General features: G+C 71.6%; 21 protein-coding genes. 16 read left to right on the top strand and 5 right to left on the bottom strand.

What is annotated here, in order from left to right:
• Positions 1-175 precede the first annotated feature (175 nt).
• From EDF28_RS02130 to EDF28_RS02115, 4 genes are all read left to right on the top strand, one after another.
• Positions 176-670 (top strand): GNAT family N-acetyltransferase, encoded by a 495-nt coding sequence (locus EDF28_RS02130; protein WP_123937007.1) that lies wholly within the window; start codon positions 176-178, stop codon positions 668-670.
• Entirely contained in the window at positions 667-1,407 is a 741-nt protein-coding gene (locus EDF28_RS02125; protein ID WP_123339425.1) for an alpha/beta hydrolase, read from the top strand. The genes EDF28_RS02130 and EDF28_RS02125 overlap by 4 nt, the downstream gene beginning before the upstream one ends.
• Positions 1,408-1,492: 85 nt before the next feature.
• Positions 1,493-2,260, top strand: coding sequence for an HAD family phosphatase (locus EDF28_RS02120; RefSeq protein WP_111083533.1), 768 nt, complete (start codon positions 1,493-1,495; stop codon positions 2,258-2,260).
• A gap of 76 nt (positions 2,261-2,336) precedes the next feature.
• Positions 2,337-4,847 (top strand): glycoside hydrolase family 65 protein, encoded by a 2,511-nt coding sequence (locus EDF28_RS02115; RefSeq protein WP_123937006.1) that lies wholly within the window; start codon positions 2,337-2,339, stop codon positions 4,845-4,847.
• A gap of 40 nt (positions 4,848-4,887) precedes the next feature.
• On the opposite strand, the gene EDF28_RS02110 is transcribed toward EDF28_RS02115, so the two are convergent.
• Both EDF28_RS02110 and EDF28_RS02105 read right to left on the bottom strand, forming a co-directional pair.
• The gene (locus tag EDF28_RS02110; RefSeq protein WP_123937005.1) at positions 4,888-5,274 is read right to left on the bottom strand and encodes a VOC family protein; all 387 of its coding nucleotides are present in this window, start codon (positions 5,272-5,274) and stop codon (positions 4,888-4,890) included.
• Positions 5,271-5,786 (bottom strand): DUF1697 domain-containing protein, encoded by a 516-nt coding sequence (locus EDF28_RS02105; RefSeq protein ID WP_123937004.1) that lies wholly within the window; start codon positions 5,784-5,786, stop codon positions 5,271-5,273. The genes EDF28_RS02110 and EDF28_RS02105 overlap by 4 nt, the downstream gene beginning before the upstream one ends.
• 91 nt (positions 5,787-5,877) lie before the next feature.
• Here EDF28_RS02105 and EDF28_RS02100 point away from each other — a divergent pair, with 91 nt between their 5' ends.
• Positions 5,878-6,450, top strand: coding sequence for a transcriptional regulator (locus EDF28_RS02100; protein ID WP_123671389.1), 573 nt, complete (start codon positions 5,878-5,880; stop codon positions 6,448-6,450).
• Entirely contained in the window at positions 6,447-7,706 is a 1,260-nt protein-coding gene (locus EDF28_RS02095; RefSeq protein WP_123937003.1) for an MFS transporter, read from the top strand. The genes EDF28_RS02100 and EDF28_RS02095 overlap by 4 nt, the downstream gene beginning before the upstream one ends.
• 19 nt (positions 7,707-7,725) lie before the next feature.
• On the opposite strand, the gene EDF28_RS02090 is transcribed toward EDF28_RS02095, so the two are convergent.
• On the bottom strand, positions 7,726-7,986 hold the full coding sequence (locus EDF28_RS02090; protein ID WP_123937002.1) for a hypothetical protein: 261 nt from the start codon (positions 7,984-7,986) through the stop codon (positions 7,726-7,728).
• Between the two features lie 103 nt (positions 7,987-8,089).
• On the opposite strand from EDF28_RS02090, the gene EDF28_RS02085 reads away from it, so the two are divergent.
• The 3 genes from EDF28_RS02085 to EDF28_RS02075 all read left to right on the top strand — a co-directional run bounded on the left by EDF28_RS02085 (position 8,090) and on the right by EDF28_RS02075 (position 9,395).
• Positions 8,090-8,554, top strand: a complete 465-nt coding sequence (locus EDF28_RS02085; RefSeq protein WP_123937001.1) for a prevent-host-death protein — start codon at positions 8,090-8,092, stop codon at positions 8,552-8,554.
• Between the two features lie 127 nt (positions 8,555-8,681).
• Positions 8,682-8,903, top strand: a complete 222-nt coding sequence (locus tag EDF28_RS19475) for a hypothetical protein (RefSeq protein ID WP_235035857.1) — start codon at positions 8,682-8,684, stop codon at positions 8,901-8,903.
• A 39-nt stretch (positions 8,904-8,942) separates the two neighbouring features.
• Positions 8,943-9,395: a hypothetical protein gene (locus EDF28_RS02075; protein ID WP_123937000.1), complete on the top strand. Its 453-nt coding sequence runs from the start codon at positions 8,943-8,945 to the stop codon at positions 9,393-9,395.
• 166 nt (positions 9,396-9,561) lie between these two features.
• On the opposite strand, the gene EDF28_RS02070 is transcribed toward EDF28_RS02075, so the two are convergent.
• A complete protein-coding gene (locus EDF28_RS02070; RefSeq protein ID WP_123293062.1) occupies positions 9,562-11,034 on the bottom strand; it encodes an NCS2 family permease in 1,473 nt (490 codons plus the stop codon).
• 176 nt (positions 11,035-11,210) lie between these two features.
• Here EDF28_RS02070 and folE point away from each other — a divergent pair, with 176 nt between their 5' ends.
• The 5 genes from folE (at position 11,211) to EDF28_RS02045 (ending at position 14,846) form a co-directional block, all read left to right on the top strand.
• Entirely contained in the window at positions 11,211-11,804 is a 594-nt protein-coding gene (gene folE, locus EDF28_RS02065) for a GTP cyclohydrolase I (protein ID WP_123293064.1), read from the top strand.
• Positions 11,801-12,739 carry a dihydropteroate synthase gene (gene folP, locus EDF28_RS02060; RefSeq protein ID WP_123936999.1) on the top strand — a complete coding sequence of 313 codons (939 nt, stop codon included), beginning with the start codon at positions 11,801-11,803 and terminating at the stop codon, positions 12,737-12,739. The genes folE and folP overlap by 4 nt, the downstream gene beginning before the upstream one ends.
• Positions 12,736-13,524 carry a pyrimidine reductase family protein gene (locus EDF28_RS02055; protein WP_123936998.1) on the top strand — a complete coding sequence of 263 codons (789 nt, stop codon included), beginning with the start codon at positions 12,736-12,738 and terminating at the stop codon, positions 13,522-13,524. Before folP ends, EDF28_RS02055 begins: the two co-directional genes overlap by 4 nt.
• Positions 13,525-13,534: 10 nt before the next feature.
• Positions 13,535-14,188 (top strand): HAD-IA family hydrolase, encoded by a 654-nt coding sequence (locus tag EDF28_RS02050; protein ID WP_123936997.1) that lies wholly within the window; start codon positions 13,535-13,537, stop codon positions 14,186-14,188.
• 115 nt (positions 14,189-14,303) lie between these two features.
• The gene (locus EDF28_RS02045; protein WP_123936996.1) at positions 14,304-14,846 is read left to right on the top strand and encodes a type 1 glutamine amidotransferase domain-containing protein; all 543 of its coding nucleotides are present in this window, start codon (positions 14,304-14,306) and stop codon (positions 14,844-14,846) included.
• Positions 14,847-14,937: 91 nt separating this feature from the next.
• Here the strand turns inward: EDF28_RS02045 and EDF28_RS02040 are convergent, their stop codons facing one another.
• Positions 14,938-15,474, bottom strand: coding sequence for a molybdenum cofactor biosysynthesis protein (locus EDF28_RS02040; RefSeq protein WP_123937609.1), 537 nt, complete (start codon positions 15,472-15,474; stop codon positions 14,938-14,940).
• Positions 15,475-15,792: 318 nt separating this feature from the next.
• On the opposite strand from EDF28_RS02040, the gene EDF28_RS02035 reads away from it, so the two are divergent.
• The gene (locus tag EDF28_RS02035; RefSeq protein ID WP_395874935.1) at positions 15,793-17,385 is read left to right on the top strand and encodes an AlkA N-terminal domain-containing protein; all 1,593 of its coding nucleotides are present in this window, start codon (positions 15,793-15,795) and stop codon (positions 17,383-17,385) included.
• Positions 17,382-17,894, top strand: a complete 513-nt coding sequence (locus tag EDF28_RS02030) for a methylated-DNA--[protein]-cysteine S-methyltransferase (RefSeq protein ID WP_123936995.1) — start codon at positions 17,382-17,384, stop codon at positions 17,892-17,894. Before EDF28_RS02035 ends, EDF28_RS02030 begins: the two co-directional genes overlap by 4 nt.
• Positions 17,895-17,914 lie beyond the last annotated feature (20 nt).

Below are 17,914 nucleotides of genomic sequence, written 5' to 3'. Positions count from 1 at the left end.
GCGGCGCCCGCGGCCGCGTGTGCCCGCGGCGCCCGCGGCCGCGTGTGCCCGCGGCGCCCGCGGCCGCGTGTGCCCGCGGCGCCCGCGCCGCGATGGTGAGCAGAAATGGTCGAGTGCGCATCACGCACCCGACCATTTCTGCTCACCGAGGGACCTCCGCCGGTACCGTCGAGGCGTGACGATCGAGCTGCGCCGGGTGACCGCGGACGACTGGCAGACCTGGCGACCCGTCCGGCTGCGGGCGCTCGCCGACTCCCCGCACGCGTTCGGTTCGACGCTGCAGGACTGGGCGGACGCCCCCGAGCACCGCTGGCGGACACGCCTGTCGATCCCCGGTGCGCTCGACCTGCTGGCGGTCGCCGCCGAGGGCGACGTCGTCGGGATGGCGAGCGGTGTCCCGGGCGCCGACGCCGGTGTGCCAGCCGAACTCATCTCGATGTGGGTCGACCCCGCAGCCCGGGGCCGAGGCGTCGCACGTGCCCTGATCGAGACGATCGCGGAGTGGGCAGCGGCCTCCGGTGGCGGGGCGCTCGAACTCTCCGTGATGCCCGACAACACCGTCGCCCGGCACACCTACGAGCGCGCCGGGTTCACCGCACTCGACGAACCGGGCGCTCCCCTGCCCGACGGTCGGAACGAGGTGCTGATGCGTCGTACGGTGGTCGCATGAACCGAGTACTGCGGTGGACCGCGTGGATCGTCGCCGTGCTGCTGGTGGTCGTGGTGGTGTTCCTCGTCTGGGCGCACATCGTCATGCAGGGCACCCGGAGCGCTGCGCTGCAGGTCTGGCGCGACGACCGTGTGTCGGTCCAGGATGCCGGTGACTCCGTGGTGATGACGCCCACGGGGCAGGCCGACGGCAAGGGCATCGTGTTCATCCCGGGTGCGAAGGTCGATCCGTACGCGTACATGGCGACCTTCCGGCAGGTGGTCGCGAACGGCACGACGGTCGTCATCACGAAGCCGACGCTCAACCTCGCGTTCTTCGACACCCGGCCGCTCTCGACCTTCGAGGCGCACGCGCCGGACGTCGCGACCTGGGCGGTCGGCGGGCACTCGCTGGGCGGGGTCCGTGCCTGCCAGCTCGCGCAGGACGCGGACGGCCTGCTGCTGCTCGGCAGCTACTGCGCGAACGACATCAGCAGCTCGTACATCGACGTGCTGAGCGTCTCGGGCTCGCGTGACGGGCTCTCGACCCCCGACAAGGTCGACGCGGCCCGGCACCTGTTGCCGTCGACCGCGACGATGACCGAGGTCCAGGGTTCGAACCACGCCGACTTCGGCGCCTACGGGGACCAGCCGGGCGACCGCACGGCGACCATCAGCCGCGAGGCCGCCCGCGAGCAGATCTCCTCGGCGATCGAGGAATGGGCGCGCGACCTGCCGCCGGCCCCTGGCCTGCGCTGACGGCGCGGTCTGAACACGCGTGCTGGAGCGGTCCTAGACTCGACGAGAGCAACGTCCACGAACCCCGTTCCCTGAAGGGCTGCAGATGACGACGCCGACCCGGCGCACACCCGCGCGACTCGCGGACACGCGAGCGCTCCTGTTCGACCTGGACGGTGTCCTCACCCCCACCGCCGACGTGCACATGCGCGCCTGGAGCCGGCTCTTCACGCCGTACCTCGAAGCGCACGGGGTCGCGCCGTACACACAGGCCGACTACTTCGCGTACATCGACGGCAAGCCGCGGTACGACGGCGTGCGGTCGCTCCTCGAGTCGCGGGGGATCGACCTGCCGCAGGGCACCCCGGACGACGGCCCGGACGACGACACCGTGTGCGGTCTCGGCAACCGGAAGAACGCCGAGTTCACCGCCGAGCTGGACGAACACGGCGTCGAGCCGTACCCCGGCTCGCTCCGGTTCCTCACCGCCGCGATCGACGCCGGCTTCCACGTCGCGGTCGTCTCGAGCTCCGCGAACGCCGTCTCGGTGCTGCGGACCGCCGGCATCCTCGACCGGTTCACCGTCGTGGTCGACGGGCTCGTCGCCCGCCAGGACGGCCTGGCGGGCAAGCCCGCCCCCGACACCTACCTGGACGCCGCCGGGCGCTTCGGACTGACCGCCGCCGAGTGCGTCGTGGTCGAGGACGCCACCAGTGGTGTCGAAGCCGGCCGGAACGGGGCCTTCGGGCTCGTCGTCGGGGTCGACCGCGGAGCGGGCGCCGACGCGCTGCGTGAACACGGCGCCGACGTCGTCGTGACGGACCTCGCCGACCTGGTCGCGGACCTTCCCCACGCGACCACCAGCACGACGTAGCCAGCGCGCCGGAGGCGAGCCGCGCCTCCCGGTCGAACCGACGTCCCCACGCCACCCTCCCTTCCCACGGAGCACCATGAACCCCATCACCTCGGACCCGCTCGACCGCGTCCGGTACCCGATCGACGAGTGGGCACTCGTCGAGACCGAGTACACCCCCGACCAGCAGGGCGTCGCCGAGACGAACTTCGCCGTCGGTAACGGGTACCTCGGCCTGCGCGGCAACCTCGACGAGGGCCGCGGCGGTGTGCAGTACGGCACGTACATCAACGGGTTCCACGAGACCTGGCCGATCCGGCACGCCGAAGACGCCTTCGGGTTCGCCAAGACCGGCCAGACGATCATCAACGCGCCCGACGCCAAGGTGATCCGGCTCTACGTCGACGACGAACCCCTCGTGCTGGCCGAGGCGGACATCCTCCACCACACGCGGCGCCTCGAGTTCCGCGGCGGCTACCTGTTCCGCGAGACCGAGTGGTCGACGCCGTCCGGCAAGCGCGTGCTGATCCGGTCCCGCCGCCTGGTGTCGTTCACCGATCGGCACCTCGCCGTCATCGACTACGAGGTCACCGTGCTCGACGCGGACGCCTCGATCCTGCTGTCCAGCCAGATCCTGAACCGCCAGGACGTGCAGGACGAGTACCACGCGGGGATGCGCGCCGCCGCGAACGCCTTCGACCCGCGCAAGGCCGAGGCCTTCACCGACCGGGTGCTCGAACCGAAGCTCAAGCGCAGCACCGGCGCCCGTTCCCTGCTCGGGTACCAGGCGTCGAGCTCCGGCATGACCATCTGCGTCGGTGTGGAACACCACCTCGAGACCGAGAACAGCTGGGACGAGTCGTCGTCGATCGACGACGACCTGGCGAAGCACGTCTACCGCGTCCAGGCGCGTGCCGGGCAGCCGATCCGACTCGTCAAGCACGTCGTGTACCACACCTCCCGCGGTGTCCCGGTGCGCGAACTCGCCGACCGCTGCGACCGCACGCTCGACCGGGCGCACGCCGAGAACATCGACGAGACGTTCGAGAAGCAGCGCGTCTGGCTCGACGACTACTGGGCCCGGAGCGACGTCGAGATCGCCGGGCAGCCGGAGATCCAGCAGGCCGTCCGGTGGAACCTGTTCATGCTCGCGCAGGCCACGGCCCGCACCGACGGGCACGGCATCGCCGCCAAGGGCGTCACCGGCTCCGGCTACGGCGGGCACTACTTCTGGGACATGGAGATCTACGTCCTGCCGTTCCTGTCGTACACGGCGCCGATCGTCGCCCGGAACGCGCTGCGGTTCCGCTACAACATGCTCGACGCCGCACGCTCGCGGGCACGCGAGCTGAACCAGCGGGGTGCCCTGTTCCCCTGGCGCACGATCAACGGCGAGGAGTCGAGCGCGTACTACGCCGCCGGCACTGCGCAGTACCACATCGACGCCGACATCGCCCATGCCCTGATGCAGTACGTGCGGGCGTCCGGTGACACCGAGTTCCTGAAGCGCGGGGCGATCGACGTGCTCGTCGAGACCGCTCGGCTGTGGGCCGACCTCGGCTTCTGGCGCTCCAACGGCGACAAGAAGTTCCACATCGACGGCGTCACCGGGCCCGACGAGTACACGACCGTCGTCGACGACAACCTCTACACGAACGTCATGGCGCGGGCGAACCTGTGGTTCGCGGTGAACGCGTGCCGCGAACTCGCGGCCGACGACGTCGAAGAGTACGACCGGATGATCCGACGCACCGGTCTGCGCCCCGACGAGCTCGTCGAGTGGGAGCACGCCGCCGAGTCGATGGAGATCCCCTTCGACCCGCACCGTGGCATCCACCCGCAGGACGCCCAGTTCCTCGACAAGGAACTCTGGGACCTCGAGAACACCCCCGAGTCCAAGCGTCCGCTGCTGCTCCACTACCACCCGCTGGTCATCTACCGGTTCCAGGTGCTCAAGCAGGCCGACGTCGTGCTCGCGCTGTTCCTGCAGGGGCACGAGTTCACCGCGGCCGAGAAGCGCCGCGACTTCGACTACTACGACGCGCTCACCACGGGCGACTCGACGCTGTCGGCGGTCGTGCAGTCGATCATGGCGGCCGAGGTCGGGTACCACGACCTCGCCGACCAGTACTTCCAGACGGCGCTCTACGTCGACCTGGCCGACCTGCACGGCAACACCTCGGACGGCGTGCACATCGCGTCGACCGGTGGCATCTGGGGTGCGCTCGTCAACGGGTTCGGCGGCATGCGCGACCACGGCGGCCGGATGACGTTCAACCCGCGACTGCCGCGGCACTGGGACTCGCTGACCTACCGACTGACCGTGCGCGGGTCGCGGGTCCGGGTCGACCTCGGGCAGGACGCCATGACCTTCACGGTCGAGACCGGCACGGGCTTCACCGCCTGGGTGCACAACCAGCAGTGGGACATCGAGGCCGGCGAGCCGACCGTTGTTCCGTTGCCGCACCAGGGGCCGCGGATGTCCGGGCACGCACCGACCACGAGCGACATCCAGGGCACGCTCCGCGCTGACGGCTCCGTGATCACGGCGTCGATCCCGACGATCTCGCTCCAGCGCGACTTCGACGTGGACGAGACGACCGCGTAGGGCGTCACGCCGGCCGTCGGCGGGGGCCCGCTCGACCCCGTCAGCTCGCGACGAGCTCGACCTTGAACCGTTCGGCGTCCTCCAGGAAGGCAGCACGGTGGTCTGGACCGCCGGCGTACGGGTGCCGGTCCTCGTAGAGGCGGGTCCAGCCGTGCGCCGGTGCGTCCGTCCACAGCTGCTCGACCTGTCCGGCGTCGCCGGCGTGGAACGCGAGGTGGCTCAGCCCGGGCCGTCGGCGGTCGTGCGCGCCGTCGAGCGGTGCGGCCTCGAGCACGACGTAGACGTCACCGAGTCGCCAGCTCCGGCCCGCTGGCCACTCCTGGAACGGCGTGTACCCGAGCTCGCCGAGCAGCCAGCCCCACGCCCTGCTCGCCGTGTCGAGGCGGGCGGTGCGGAGCTCGACGTGGTGCAGGGCTCCTCGGGTCACAGGAGCTTCCGGAGCGTGTTCGTGTTGCGCGTCGTGGTCGAGCGCTTGAAGCGTGCTGCCCCGGCCCGCTTCGCGAACACGGTGTCCGTGCTCGACCCCTTCGGGCAGGACCAGTACACGACCCCGTCACCCCGGGCGACCTGCTCGACCGTGGTGTCGAGCGCGAGGTCGGCGAGCAGCGCATCGAGGGCGTCGTCGTCGGAGCCGAACACCACGTAGTCGTGCCGATCGTCGGCCCGGTCGAACGGGAACCCCTCGACGATGCCTTCAAGGTCGTCGTGCCGGACGAGCACGATCCACGCGTCGTAGCCGAAGCGGTCACGGAGTGCCTGCTCGATCGTGGCCTTCAGGGTCGGCGCGTCGGCGTCCGTGCCGAACACCACGTTGCCGGACGCGAGCACCGTGCGGACGTCGTCGAAGCCGAGTCCGCGGAGCAGTTCCGCGAGCTCGGTGTTCTTGATCGTGATGCCGTTGACGTTCACTCCGCGCAGCAGCGCGATCCACTTCGCCATGCCGGAACCGTAGCGCGGAGGCGGCCGATCCAGGCGGGTCAAATGCACAAGAAGCATTGCGCAAGAGTTCTTGTGCATCTATCGTCAGAGCATGACCGTGCGCAGACTCGACGACGCCGCCCACATGCGCGCCCTCGCTCACCCGACCCGACTGCGGATCGTCGGGCTCCTGCGCTCCGGTGGACCGCAGACCGCGGCGATGCTCGGCGACGAGATCGACGAGGCACCCGGCACGATCAGCTACCACTGCAAGCGTCTGGCCGACGCGGACTTCATCGAGCCGGCGCCGGAGCTCGGTTCGGACCGGCGGGAACGGTGGTGGCGTGCGACTGCGGACCACACGTCGTGGGACCTCGCCGATGCGTTCGACGACCCGGAACGCATGCTCGCCACGACGGCACTCGACCACACCGTCGCCGATGCGTACGCGGCCGAGTACGGGCGGTTCATCGACCAGGCGCCGGTGCTCGGCCGTGAGTGGGTCGCGGCGTCGACCAGCTCCGACGAGGTGCTGCGACTGACCGCCGAGGAGCTCACCGGCCTCGGCGCCGAACTGCGTGCCGTCGTCGAGCGATGGACGGCCGTGAGTGACGCGCACACGCCGGGTGACGGGTCGGAGCGCGTCATCGCCGTCACGCAGAGCTACCGGATGGGGCGACCGTGAACGCCCGGGCACGGTTGCGTGCGCTGCTCGCGGTCCAGGTCGTCTCGCGGACCGGCAACGTCGTCACGACCGTGGCCGTGCCCTTCGCCGTCCTGGCCCGGGGTGGCTCGGCGACGGACGTCGGGATCGCCGCCTTCGCCGCGACGGTGCCGATCGTCCTCGGCGGCCCCTTCGGCGGGGCGCTCGTCGAGCGGGTCGGGTTCGTCCGTTCGAGTGTGGCGTCGGACCTCGTCAGCGGTGCGACCCTCCTGGCGATGCCGATCCTCGCCTGGACGGTGGGTCTGCCGTTCTGGGCACTCCTGGCGCTCGTGTTCGTGAGCGGCCTGTTCGACCTGCCCGGGGAGTCCGCACGCCGGGTCCTGCTCCCGGGGCTCGCACGATGGGCCGGCGTCCCGCTGGAGCGCGCGGTCGGTCACTTCGAGGCGTCCCAGCGACTCTCGGTGCTCATCGGCGCGCCGCTCGGCGGGGTGCTCGTCGCGGCTGCCGGACCGATGGCCGCACTCGTCTGCACCGCGGTGGCGTTCGGCACCGCCGCCCTGCTCGCTGCGGTGCTGGTCCGGCCGGCGGACGGTGACGGGGAGGCCGTGACCGCTGATGCGGCTCCGACCAACGGGTACTGGCGGGACATCGCCGAGGGCTTCCGGTTCTGCGTCCGCGACCCGTTCTTCCGGCTCGTGATCGCCCTCGTGCTGATCACGAACCTGCTCGACGCGGCCCGGTCGACGACGTTGCTCCCGCTCTACGCCGCCGACACACTCGGCGGGGCGCAGGCGCTGGGCTTCGTGACCGGGACCTTCGGCGGTGCGGCGTTCCTCGGCTCGGTGGCCTTCGGGTACGTCGCACACCGCGTCCCCCGTCGGATCACGTTCGTCGTGTGCTTCGTGCTCGCCGGTGGGCCTTCACTCCTGGTGCCGGCGCTCGGCCTCGGGCTGCCGTGGATGCTCGTTGCCTCGGCGCTGTCGGGCCTCGCCGCCGGCGCACTCAACCCGATCCTCGGTGCGGTCGAGCTCGAGCGCATCCCGGTGCACATGCGGGCCCGGGTGTTCGGGCTGCTCGGAGCCGGGTCCTGGGCGGGCATCCCACTCGGCGGACTGCTCGCCGGGTTCGCGGCCGAGGGTGTCGGTGTGCAGGCGACGTTCGGAGCGGTCGTCGTGCTCTACACCGTCGTGACGCTCGCGCCGCTGACGGGTGGCGCCTGGCGTCTCATGGAACGACCGGCTCCGGAGCGGGCGCCGGTCGAGCGCGTGACGACGTAGTCCGCATCCGGGGTGGCGCTCACGTCCACGTCCGCGCGACGCCCCAGCCGCTGCCCTCGGGCACGATGTCGACCACCAGCGTTTCCCCGTCGTCGGCCGTGGCCTGGAAACGCCAGCCGACCGTGCGCTCGGGGGCGTGGGTGATGGCGGTCGGCAGCTCGGCCCGCGTCACGGTCAGACGGGTCGGGGTGTCGCTCACCCGCCAACGGCGCCCGCCCCAGACCAGCCGGCTCGGTGCGCCCTCGGACCACCACACCGTGGCGGCCGTCTCCGTGATCATCATCGGGTCTCCTCGTTCGAACGTGTGTTCGAATGCTAGGTCGCAATCGAACGGCGAGCAACTGCGGGTTGTGTTCAGAACGCGTTCTGAATACGCTGGATCCATGACCCTGATCGCCCCTCCTCGCTCGCGTCGTGCCGTCCAGTCGTCCGACCTCTCCCGCCACTCGAGAGAAGTGTTCGCTGCAGCTGAAGAAGAGCCGCTCGAAGTCACGCGGCGCGATGGAAAAGCGCTCGTGCTCACCACGAAGGAACGCTCGGACGACGACGACGCGGTCCTCGAGATCGCTGCGCAGTTGATCGCTGCAGTGACCGTCAACGAGGGGCTGCCGCTCCACGATCGACTCGCCATCCCCTACCCGTGGATCAAGCTCCTGAGTCGAGACGACCAGCAGCGATTCGCACGTGAGATCGTCGACGTGGCTCGTGGATCGTTCTCGCTCAGGCAGCCGCGGGCCTTGCTCGTCGAGATGCAGGCGTGGCGCAGCAGTGCCGAGGCGATCGCGGCGGGCTGGAGCACCGGCGAACCCGAACTCCTCGAGCACCCGATCGTCCTCGACGCACCGTGAAGCCGTGGTCAGTCGCGGCACCGGTGTCCCCCGTCCGGTACGGACGACGGAGTTCACGGTCGTCCTGGGTACGCGCTCGGCAGAACACGGCTGGCGAGACGTCCTGGCGACACAGCGGAACGCCGTCGTGTCAGCCTGGGAGCGGTTGACCAGCGATCCCCTGTCCGAAGACCTGGCCTGCCATGCGCTCCGCGGTGCGCTCGGCGTCGTCCGGCACTCGGGTCGCGAATGGACACGTCGGCAGCTCGAACTGAAGCGGGGCGCGCGGATCTGGTTCACGGTGGACGAGGCGGATCGAGTCGTCTGCATCACAGACGTCCACACGCGCCATCCCAACCAGACGAAGTGACTGCGCCTGACCTCGGATGCCCTCGTGTAGACGGGGAGCATGACGAACGACGATCAGGGCCCCGACGCACAGCACCAGGCCCCCGCGGGGGTCTCCGACGCCACGGTGGAGGCTCTCGGCACACTGTCGGCTGCGGTCGAGGTCATCGAGCACGCCCGCGGCCTGCTCTACGGCTTCCACCGCCTGACGGGTACCGCCGACCTGAACCTCGGCGAAGCCGTCGAGCAGCTCCGGGAGGCCGGCCACACCGAACTCGCCGACCGCATCGACACCGAGCTCGTGGGTCGCAACGTCATCGCCGGCCGCTGGACGTTCCAGGTCGTCGAGGACTACGACGACGGGTACTACGCCCTGGCGAAGGAGCTGGAGCGCACTGCGCGGGACGAGCTCGTGCAGGGGCGCCGCCACCTGTTCGAGGCGGGCATGAAGGAGGATCGGCGGTCCGGCGGTCGACGCCACCACGAGGCGACGCCGGGCGACCTGCCGGACTGAGCACGGGCCTCCCGGCCGGCCCGAACGCGAAAGCGACAGTTCTCCGCGGATGTTTCGCGGACAACTGTCGCTTTCGTGGACCACCCTCGGACGGCCCCACAGGAACTGTCGCTCTTGCAGACCAGCCCCTGCCCAGCCCGGCCAGCCCCTGCCCAGCCCCCCGGCCTCAGCCGACGCCGAGCAGCGCCTCGAGCGGCCCTCGTGCGAAGTACAGCAGGAAGCCCGCGGCGACGACGTAGAGCAGCCACGACACCTCGCGGCCCCGGCCGGACAGCAGCTTGATGAGGACCCAGCTGATGAAGCCCACGCCGATGCCGTTCGCGATCGAGTAGGTCAGCGGCATGACGACGATCGTCAGGAACGCGGGCAGGGCCGAGCCGAAGTCCGTCCAGGAGATGTCCGCGACCTGCGCGACCATCAGGGCGCCGACGACGACGAGTCCGGCGGCGGCGACCTCGAGCGGGACGACCTGCGTGAGCGGGGTGAGGAACATCGACGCCAGGAACAGCAGGCCGGTGACGACCGACGCCATGCCGGTGCGTGCGCCCTCGCCGATGCCGGCGGCGGAGTCGATGAAGACGGTGTTCGACGACACCGAGGCGCCACCGCCGGCGATCGCGCCGACGCCCTCGACGACGAGCGCCGACTTCAGGCGGGGGAACGTGCCGTCGGGCTTCGCGACGCCGGCGGCCTTCGCCAGGCCGGTCATGGTGCCCATCGCGTCGAAGAAGTTCGTGAACACGAGGGTGAAGACGAGCATCGACGCGGCCAACGGCCCGATGCGGCTGAATGCACCGAACAGGTCGGCGTGGCCGACGAGCGACAGGTCGGGGAACGCGAAGAGCGCACTCGGCAGGCCGGGGGCGTTGAGGTTCCAGCCGGTCTTCGAGTCGACCGAGGTCGGCACCTGGAAGATCGCCTGCAGGATGATCGCGATGATCGTCGTCGCGACGATCCCGATGAGCAGCGCGCCCTTGACCTTGCGGGCCATGAGCGTGCCGATGATGACGAGGCCGATCAGGAACACGATGGTCGGCAGGGCGCCGACGGAGCCGTCCTCACCGAGCTGCAGGGGCGGCGACGCGAGCCCGGACGAGCGCACGAAGCCCGAGTCGACGAGGCCGATGAAGGCGATGAACAGGCCGATGCCGACGGTGATCGCTGCCTTCAGCTGCGCCGGGACGGCGGTGAAGATCATCGTCCGGATCCCCGTCAACGCCAGGACCACGATGATCACGCCGTTGATGACGACGAGTCCCATCGCCTCGGCCCAGGTGACCTGCTGCACGACGCTGACGGCCAGGAACGAGTTGATCCCGAGGCCCGCGGCGATGCCGAACGGCAGGTTCGCGATGACGCCCATGGCGATGGTCATCAGGCCGGCGACGAGGCCGGTCGCGGCGGCGACCTGCGCGTTCTCGAGCCAGCCGCCGGAGACGTCCTTGGCGGCTTGGTCGGCGCTGAACCCACCGAGGATCAGCGGGTTGAGGATGACGATGTACGCCATCGTCACGAACGAGACGAGTCCGCCTCGCACCTCGCGCGGGATCGTGGATCCGCGCTTCGTGATGGAGAAGTATCGATCGAGGCCGGTCGCGAAGCGGTTCCGGGGTGGGGTGTCGGTCTTCGTGGCGCTCACCGAGCAAGTTTAAAGCCTGCTGGGTTTCCGGCATGTCACAGGATCCTCACAGGGCGCGCAGGGTGCGCCGATGTCCGACCGGGAGGCCCGACCCGCGTGATCGGGGGACGTCACGCCGTGCGCCGGCTCGCGTTCTCCGGCCATGGCTGGTGTTGGATGGACCGGTGACGTCACGCATGGACCGTGCCCGCGTCGAGGCCGCGGTGCGCGAACTCCTGCTCGGCATCGGCGAGGATCCCGACCGCCCCGAACTCGAACGCACACCCGCTCGGGTCGCCGACTCGTACGCCGAGTTCTTCGCCGGCATCGGCACGGACGCCGTGGCCATCGCCCGCGACGGCACGGTGCACGCCGAGGACGGTGAACGCGGCCGACTCGTCATCGTCCGCGACGTGAAGTTCCGGTCCGTCTGCGAGCACCACCTGCTGCCGTTCCTCGGGGTCGCGCACCTGGCCTACGCGCCGGGTGACCGTCTGATCGGGCTCGGAACGCTCTCGCGGGTGCTCGACGCCGTGGCCTCGCGTCCGCAGCTGCAGGAACGGCTGGGCGAGCAGGTCGCTGCCACGATCGCCGAGGGGCTCGGTGCCGAGGGGGTCCTCGTGGTCCTCGACGCGCAGCACCAGTGCGTGACGACCCGTGGGGAGCGCCAGACCGGCTCGACGACCGTCACGGTCGCGGCGAACGGCTCGCTGGCCGACGCCGCGGGCCGGGCGGAGGCGATCGCGCTCATCGGTGCGGGGCGTGTACCCGACCCCGAGGCGGACGCGTGACGTCTGAGGGGGCCGCCACGGGCCTCCAGGCAGGATCGACCGCACCCGGCTGGGTCGTGCCGGACCTGCGGCAGCCGGTCCGTACGATCGGACGCAGAACGTTCGACTTCGACCACCGCATCGCCGTGATGGCGATCGTGAACCGCACGCCCGACTCGTTCCACGACCGCGGTGCCACCTTCGAGCTCGACCGCGCCGTCGCCGCCGCCGTCCGGGCTGCCGAACAGGGCGCCGACTGGGTCGACATCGGCGGCGTGAAGTTCGCTCCGGGGCCGGAACTGCCCGCTGCGGACGAGGTCGACCGCGTCGTGCCCGTCGTCGAGCAGCTCGCCCAGGAGTCCGACGTCACCATCAGCGTCGACACGTTCCGCCCCGAGGTCGCCGCAGCGGCGATCGCAGCTGGCGCGAGCGTGGTCAACGACACCACCGGCCTGTCCGATCCCCGGATGGCGGCCGTCGTCGCGGACTCCGAGGCGACGATCGTCATCACGCACTCGCTCGCCGAACCCCGACGGCCCCTCGCAGCGCCGCCGCAGTACGACGACGTCACCGCGTCCGTCGTCGGGTTCCTGCGGGAGCGCGTCGACCGGGCGCTCGCCGCGGGGATCCCGGAGTCGCGGATCGTCGTCGACCCGGGCCACGACCTCAACAAGAACACCGTGCACACGCTCGAGGTCACCCGGCGCCTGCCCGAGGTCGTGGCGCTCGGCTACCCGGTGCTCGCGGCGGTGTCGAACAAGGACTTCGTGGGGGAGTCGCTCGGACGCCCGCGCGGCGAACGCCTGGCGGGCTCGCTCGCCGTCGCGACCGTGAGCGCGATGCTCGGGGCGCGGATCGTCCGGATGCACGACGTCGCCGAGAGCGTCGACGCGATGCGCATGGTCGAGGCGACGCTCGGTTGGCGCACGCCGGTGGAAGCGCGGCACAACACGTGAACCTCCTGCCCCCGTCGATCGCGGACCTGTCCGACGACGACCTGGTCGACCTGTACACCGCGGGTGCGTCGGCGCCGTGGCTGCGGGTGAACTTCGTGGCGACGGTCGACGGGTCCGCCTCGGCCGCCGGGGTCTCGGGGTCGCTCGGCGGCCCGGACGACCTGCGCGTGTTCGACCTGCTCCGCCGGGTCGCCGACGTGGTGCTCGTCGCAGCCGGCACCGTGCGTGACGAGGGCTACGGGCCGATGGTCCTGCACGACGCCGACGTGGCCTGGCGCCGGGCGCACGGCCTGCCCGACCACCCGGTGTTCGCGATCGTGTCTCGGTCACTGTCGCTGGACGCCGGATCCCGGGTGTTCACCGAGGCCCCGGTCCGGCCCGTCGTCCTGACCTCCGCGGCTGCGGCGGCGTCGGACGCCGGGGTCGCGCTGTCGTCCGTCGCCGACGTCGTGCCCTGCAGCACCGACACCGACACCGACTCGGTCGACGTGTCGCTCGTCCGCGACGCACTGGTGGCGCGGGGGCTCGGCACGATCCACTGCGAGGGCGGCCCGTCGTTCCTCGGGTCGCTCATCGCCGCGGACGCCGTCGACGAGCTGACCCTGACGATCGACCCGTCGCTCGAGGGCGGCACCGGGCCCCGGATCGCCCGCGGCAGTTCCCCGGAGCTGCGACGGATGCGGCCCGCGCACGTGCTCCGCGGTGCGGGTGACGTGCTCCTGACCCGGTACGTCCGGGCGGAGCCGTCTGCCCGCGTCTCGGTGTCGGTCGACCGCGTCGGCTAGGGTCGGGCGCGTGATCGACATCGTGGCGTCCGGGGTCCTCTTCGACATGGACGGGACCCTCGTCGACTCGACCGCGGTGGTCGAGGCCACCTGGACGCGGTTCGGTCACGACCGCGGCATCGACCCGGCCGAGATCCTCGCCTTCTCGCACGGCCGGCAGGCGATCAGCACGATCGGGCACTTCCTGCCCGGACTGGACCGCGACGAACAGCTCCGCATCGCCGCCGCACTGGTCGCCGAGGAGAGCGCGAGCAGCGAGGGCATCTTCGAGATCCCCGGCGCCGCAGCCTTCGTCGACCGGCTCCTCGACGCGGGGGTCCCGGTGGCGCTCGTGACGAGTGCGCCGCGCGACCTGGCCGCCGGCCGGATGGCGGCGGCGGGCCTGACCATGCCGACGGCGTTCGTGCCGTCCGAGGACGTCGAGCACGGCAAGCCGCACCCCGACGGGTACCTGCGCGGTGCCGCACTGCTCGGTGTCGCGGCAACCGACTGCGTGGCGTTCGAGGACGCCCCCGCCGGCCTCGAGTCGGCCATCGCCTCCGGAGCGACCACGGTCGTCGTCGGCCCGCACGAGTCGGACGTCACGGCGGGGCTCTACCGGGTGTCGGGGTACGAGGGCATCACCGTCGAGCCCGAAGGGTCCGCTTTCCGCATCCGCGGCTGAGGACCCGCTGCGTCCTGCGGGCACGCCCAGCGCTCCCCGACGACCCTCGGGTGTGCGGCCGGAACACCCGGGCCGTACGTGCGGCCGGAACCACCGGGCCGCGGAAGGAGCGACCATGGCAACCCTGGACGGCAAGAAGGTCCTCGTCATCGCGACGAACTACGGCGTTGAGCAGGACGAGATCGTCGTGCCCGTCGACCAGCTCCGCAAGCGTGGCGCGACGGTGACCGTGGCGGCGCAGGACTCCGGTTCGATCGCGACCCTCGTCGGCGACAAGGACCCCGGCAAGTCCCTCGACCCCGACACCACCATCGCCGGTGTCAACGTGACCGGGTACGACGCGCTCGTGGTCCCCGGTGGCACCATCAACGCCGACACCCTGCGACAGGACAACTCGGCGGTCTCCCTGGTGACGGCCTTCGTCGAGGCGAACAAGCCCGTCGCGGCGATCTGCCACGGCCCGTGGACCCTCATCGAGGCCGGTGTGCTGCGCGGACGGACGATCACCTCGTTCCCGTCGCTGCAGACCGACGTCCGGAACGCCGGCGCCGAGTGGGTCGACCAGGAGGTCCAGGTCGACGGCGGCATCATCACCTCGCGGAACCCCGACGACCTGCCGGCCTTCGTCGACGCGATCGAGAGCGCGCTGACCGCGTGAGCACGGTGCGCTGCCGCTGACGGCCCTGCCGCTGACGGCCCTGCCGCTGACGGCCCTGCCGCTGCCGGCGCTGCCGCTGACGGCACCGCCGTCAGCCCAGCGCGACGGGGCGGGTCGTCCGGAGCACCGCGGGTCCGAGGGTGAGCACACCGTCGGACTCGGGGTCGCACCGCACCCCGCCCCGTCCACGCATCGCCCGGAACGCACCCGGCGCCACCTCGTGGTCCATCCAGGCGCACGGGTTCGCCGGCCGGTACCCGCGGAACAGCACGGCACCGCTGCCGGGGCTCTGCAGCGAGAACGGCTCCCCCCGGAGCGCTTCGACGTCGGCGCCCCGCAGGAACACGTTCCGCCGGGTCGCCACGGGGTCGACCGGCTCGCCGAGTGACCGTCCGACCTCCTCGAGGCCCTCGAGCCCGATGACCGTCACCGAGGCGTGCACGTGCGCCCGCGCCGCGAAGTAGCGGTCGTCGACGATGCCGAGTCCCGCGCGGAGTTCGATGCGGTCGCGCAGCTCGTCCGGGTCGTCCGACCGGACCGGCAGGGCACCGTCGGCCGGCCTGCCCTCGTAGCGGTGGCGGCGCGACACGAGCAGCAGCGCGATCTCGACGTCGGTCCGGAACGGCAGGTCGACGGAGTCGGCGAGCTCGGCGAGCTCGTCGGGGCCGACCCGGTGGTCAGACCCGGCGACGTCCTCTCCGGTGCTCACCCGCCCAACGCTAGCCGGGCCTCCCGGTCGACGCCGTGCCGTCGTCGGTGCCGCAGCGCCGAGGTTCCACAACACGCCGTCGGTGTGGCGCCGAGGTTCCACGGGCGAGCACATCGAGCGCCGACATGCCGAGATCTCGGAACCTCGGGCCGCCCGCCACCCGCACCACGCGACCGCCGCGGCGTCCGATTTCCGCCAGTCGCGGTCGGTGGTGCGTGTCAGGCTGGGCCCGTGACCATCCCCGGAACCGACCAGCTGCACGCCGAGCGCTACCGCGTCGTCGCCTCGCGCGACGCACGCTTCGACGGCCAGTTCGTCACCGCCGTGCACTCCACCGGCATCTACTGCCGACCGAGCTGCCCGGCACGCACGCCCCGCGAGACCGGCGTCACCTTCTACCGCACGAGCGCAGCAGCGCACCTGGCCGGCTTCCGTGCCTGCAAGCGCTGCCTGCCCGAAGCGACCCCCGGCAGCCCCGAGTGGGACCTGCGCGAGGACGTCGCCGGCCGCGCCATGCGCCTCGTCCTCGACGGCGTCGTCGAGCGCGACGGCGTCCCGGGCCTTGCCGCACGGGTCGGCTACTCCGAACGCCAGCTCAACCGCATCATGACGGCCGAGCTCGGTGCCGGCCCGAAGGCGCTCAGCCGCGCACACCGCGCCCAGACGGCGCGCACGCTGCTGACGTCGTCGGACCTGCCGATCGCGGACGTCGCCTTCGCGGCCGGGTTCGCGAGCGTCCGCCAGTTCAACGAGACCGTCCGCGAGGTCTTCGCCGTCACCCCGTCCGCGCTGCGCGCCCGACGGACGCTCCGGCCCGCGTCCGACGGCGCACTGCACGTGCACCTGCCCGCGCGGCCGCCGTTCGACGCGCAGGGGCTCCTCGACTGGCACGCGCTGCACGCCCTGCCGGGCCTGGAGCAGGTGGACACCGACGAATCCGGTCGGGTCGCCTCGTACGGGCGGCTGCTCGACCTGCCGGGAGGCCCGGGCTGGTTCACCGCGTCGGCCGCGGTCGCGGGGACGGCCGGTTCCACGGCCGCCGGTCGCGGTACCGGGATCGACCTGCGGGTGCGCGTCACCGACCTGTCCGACCTGCCGACGCTCGTCGCCCGCGTCCGGTCGTACTTCGACCTCGATGCCGACCCGGTCGCCGTCGACGCGGTGCTCGGCTCCGTGCCCGAGCTGGCCGCGGCCGTGCGGCGGGTCCCCGGCCTGCGGCTGCCCGGTGCCGTCGACGCGCACGAGATCGTGTTCCGCACCCTCATCGGGCAGCAGGTCTCCGTCGCCGCGGCCCGGACGGCCCAGACGCGGCTCGTGGCGGCGCTCGGTGCTGCTGTTCCGTCGGCGATCCTGCCGGACGGCCTGCTGTTCCCGTCCGCCGAGGTCATCGCTGCCCGCGGCCACGAGGTGCTGCGCGGTCCGGCCGCCCGCGTCGACACGATCCTGCGGGTCGCCGCAGCGCTCACTGGCGGGTCGCTCGTCATCGACGGCGGACAGTCCCTCGACGAGCTGCGCGAGCGGCTGCTGGCGGTGAAGGGCATCGGGCCGTGGACCGCCGACTACGTGGCGCTCCGGGTCCGGCACCACCCCGACGTGTTCCTCCACAGCGACCTCGCGGTGCGCAACGGTGCACAGGAACTCGGACTGCCCGGTACGGCGCGCGAGCTCTCCCTATGGTCGGAGCAGGTGGCGCCCTGGCGGAGCTACCTGACGATGCACTGCTGGCGACCGATCATCGACCGCGCGATCGCGACGGCCGCCGGTGCGCGGGTGCACGGCACCGGCCGTGCGCGGCACGCAGACAACGACCCTCGGAAGGACGAACGATGACCGACGCAACCATCCAGACCCTGGACACCCCGGACGGGGCCTTCACCGTGCTCGAGGACGCCGAGGGCCGTGTCCTCGCCTCGGGCTGGACCGACTCCCTCGACCGGATCCTCGGGCGGCTCGCCGACCGGTACCGGCCCAGTCGCATCGTCGACGGCACGGTCGCCGCCGCTGATGCCGTGGACGCCTTCTACTCGGGCGAGGTCGAGCACGCCATGCAGGTGCCGGTGCGGCAGTTCGGCACCGACCTGTTCACCGAGGGGTGGCGGCAGCTCCGCCGCATCCCCGCCGGCGGCACCCTGACCTACACCGAGTTCGCGGGGGCGATGGGCCGTCCGGACGCCGTGCGGGCCGCCGCCAGCGTGTGCGCACGGAACGCTCCCGCACTGTTCGTGCCGTGCCACCGGGTGCTGCGGTCGGACGGCACGCTCGGGGGCTTCGCGTGGGGGCTCGACGTCAAGCGATCGTTGCTCGAACGGGAGTCGGTCGGCACCACGGCGCTCGTCTGAGTTGTACAAAACGCTCTAGA

It is taken from the genome of Curtobacterium sp. PhB137 (assembly GCF_003814955.1).
GTDB lineage: Bacteria > Actinomycetota > Actinomycetes > Actinomycetales > Microbacteriaceae > Curtobacterium.
Note: the sequence above shows the minus strand (reverse complement) of the source record. Positions and strands in the feature narration are given on the sequence as shown.

What these genes read in the sequence shown, in the direction of transcription:
- EDF28_RS02075 (WP_123937000.1), top strand. Translation starts at nt 8,943, where the DNA reads ATGACGAACGACGATCAGGGCCCCGACGCACAGCACCAGGCCCCCGCG.
- EDF28_RS02085 (WP_123937001.1), top strand. Translation starts at nt 8,090, where the DNA reads ATGACCCTGATCGCCCCTCCTCGCTCGCGTCGTGCCGTCCAGTCGTCC.
- EDF28_RS02120 (WP_111083533.1), top strand. Translation starts at nt 1,493, where the DNA reads ATGACGACGCCGACCCGGCGCACACCCGCGCGACTCGCGGACACGCGA.
- folE (WP_123293064.1), top strand. Translation starts at nt 11,211, where the DNA reads ATGGACCGTGCCCGCGTCGAGGCCGCGGTGCGCGAACTCCTGCTCGGC.
- EDF28_RS02045 (WP_123936996.1), top strand. Translation starts at nt 14,304, where the DNA reads ATGGCAACCCTGGACGGCAAGAAGGTCCTCGTCATCGCGACGAACTAC.
- EDF28_RS02090 (WP_123937002.1), bottom strand. Translation starts at nt 7,986, where the DNA reads ATGATCACGGAGACGGCCGCCACGGTGTGGTGGTCCGAGGGCGCACCG.
- EDF28_RS02115 (WP_123937006.1), top strand. Translation starts at nt 2,337, where the DNA reads ATGAACCCCATCACCTCGGACCCGCTCGACCGCGTCCGGTACCCGATC.
- EDF28_RS02125 (WP_123339425.1), top strand. Translation starts at nt 667, where the DNA reads ATGAACCGAGTACTGCGGTGGACCGCGTGGATCGTCGCCGTGCTGCTG.
- EDF28_RS02100 (WP_123671389.1), top strand. Translation starts at nt 5,878, where the DNA reads ATGACCGTGCGCAGACTCGACGACGCCGCCCACATGCGCGCCCTCGCT.
- EDF28_RS02105 (WP_123937004.1), bottom strand. Translation starts at nt 5,786, where the DNA reads ATGGCGAAGTGGATCGCGCTGCTGCGCGGAGTGAACGTCAACGGCATC.
- EDF28_RS02030 (WP_123936995.1), top strand. Translation starts at nt 17,382, where the DNA reads ATGACCGACGCAACCATCCAGACCCTGGACACCCCGGACGGGGCCTTC.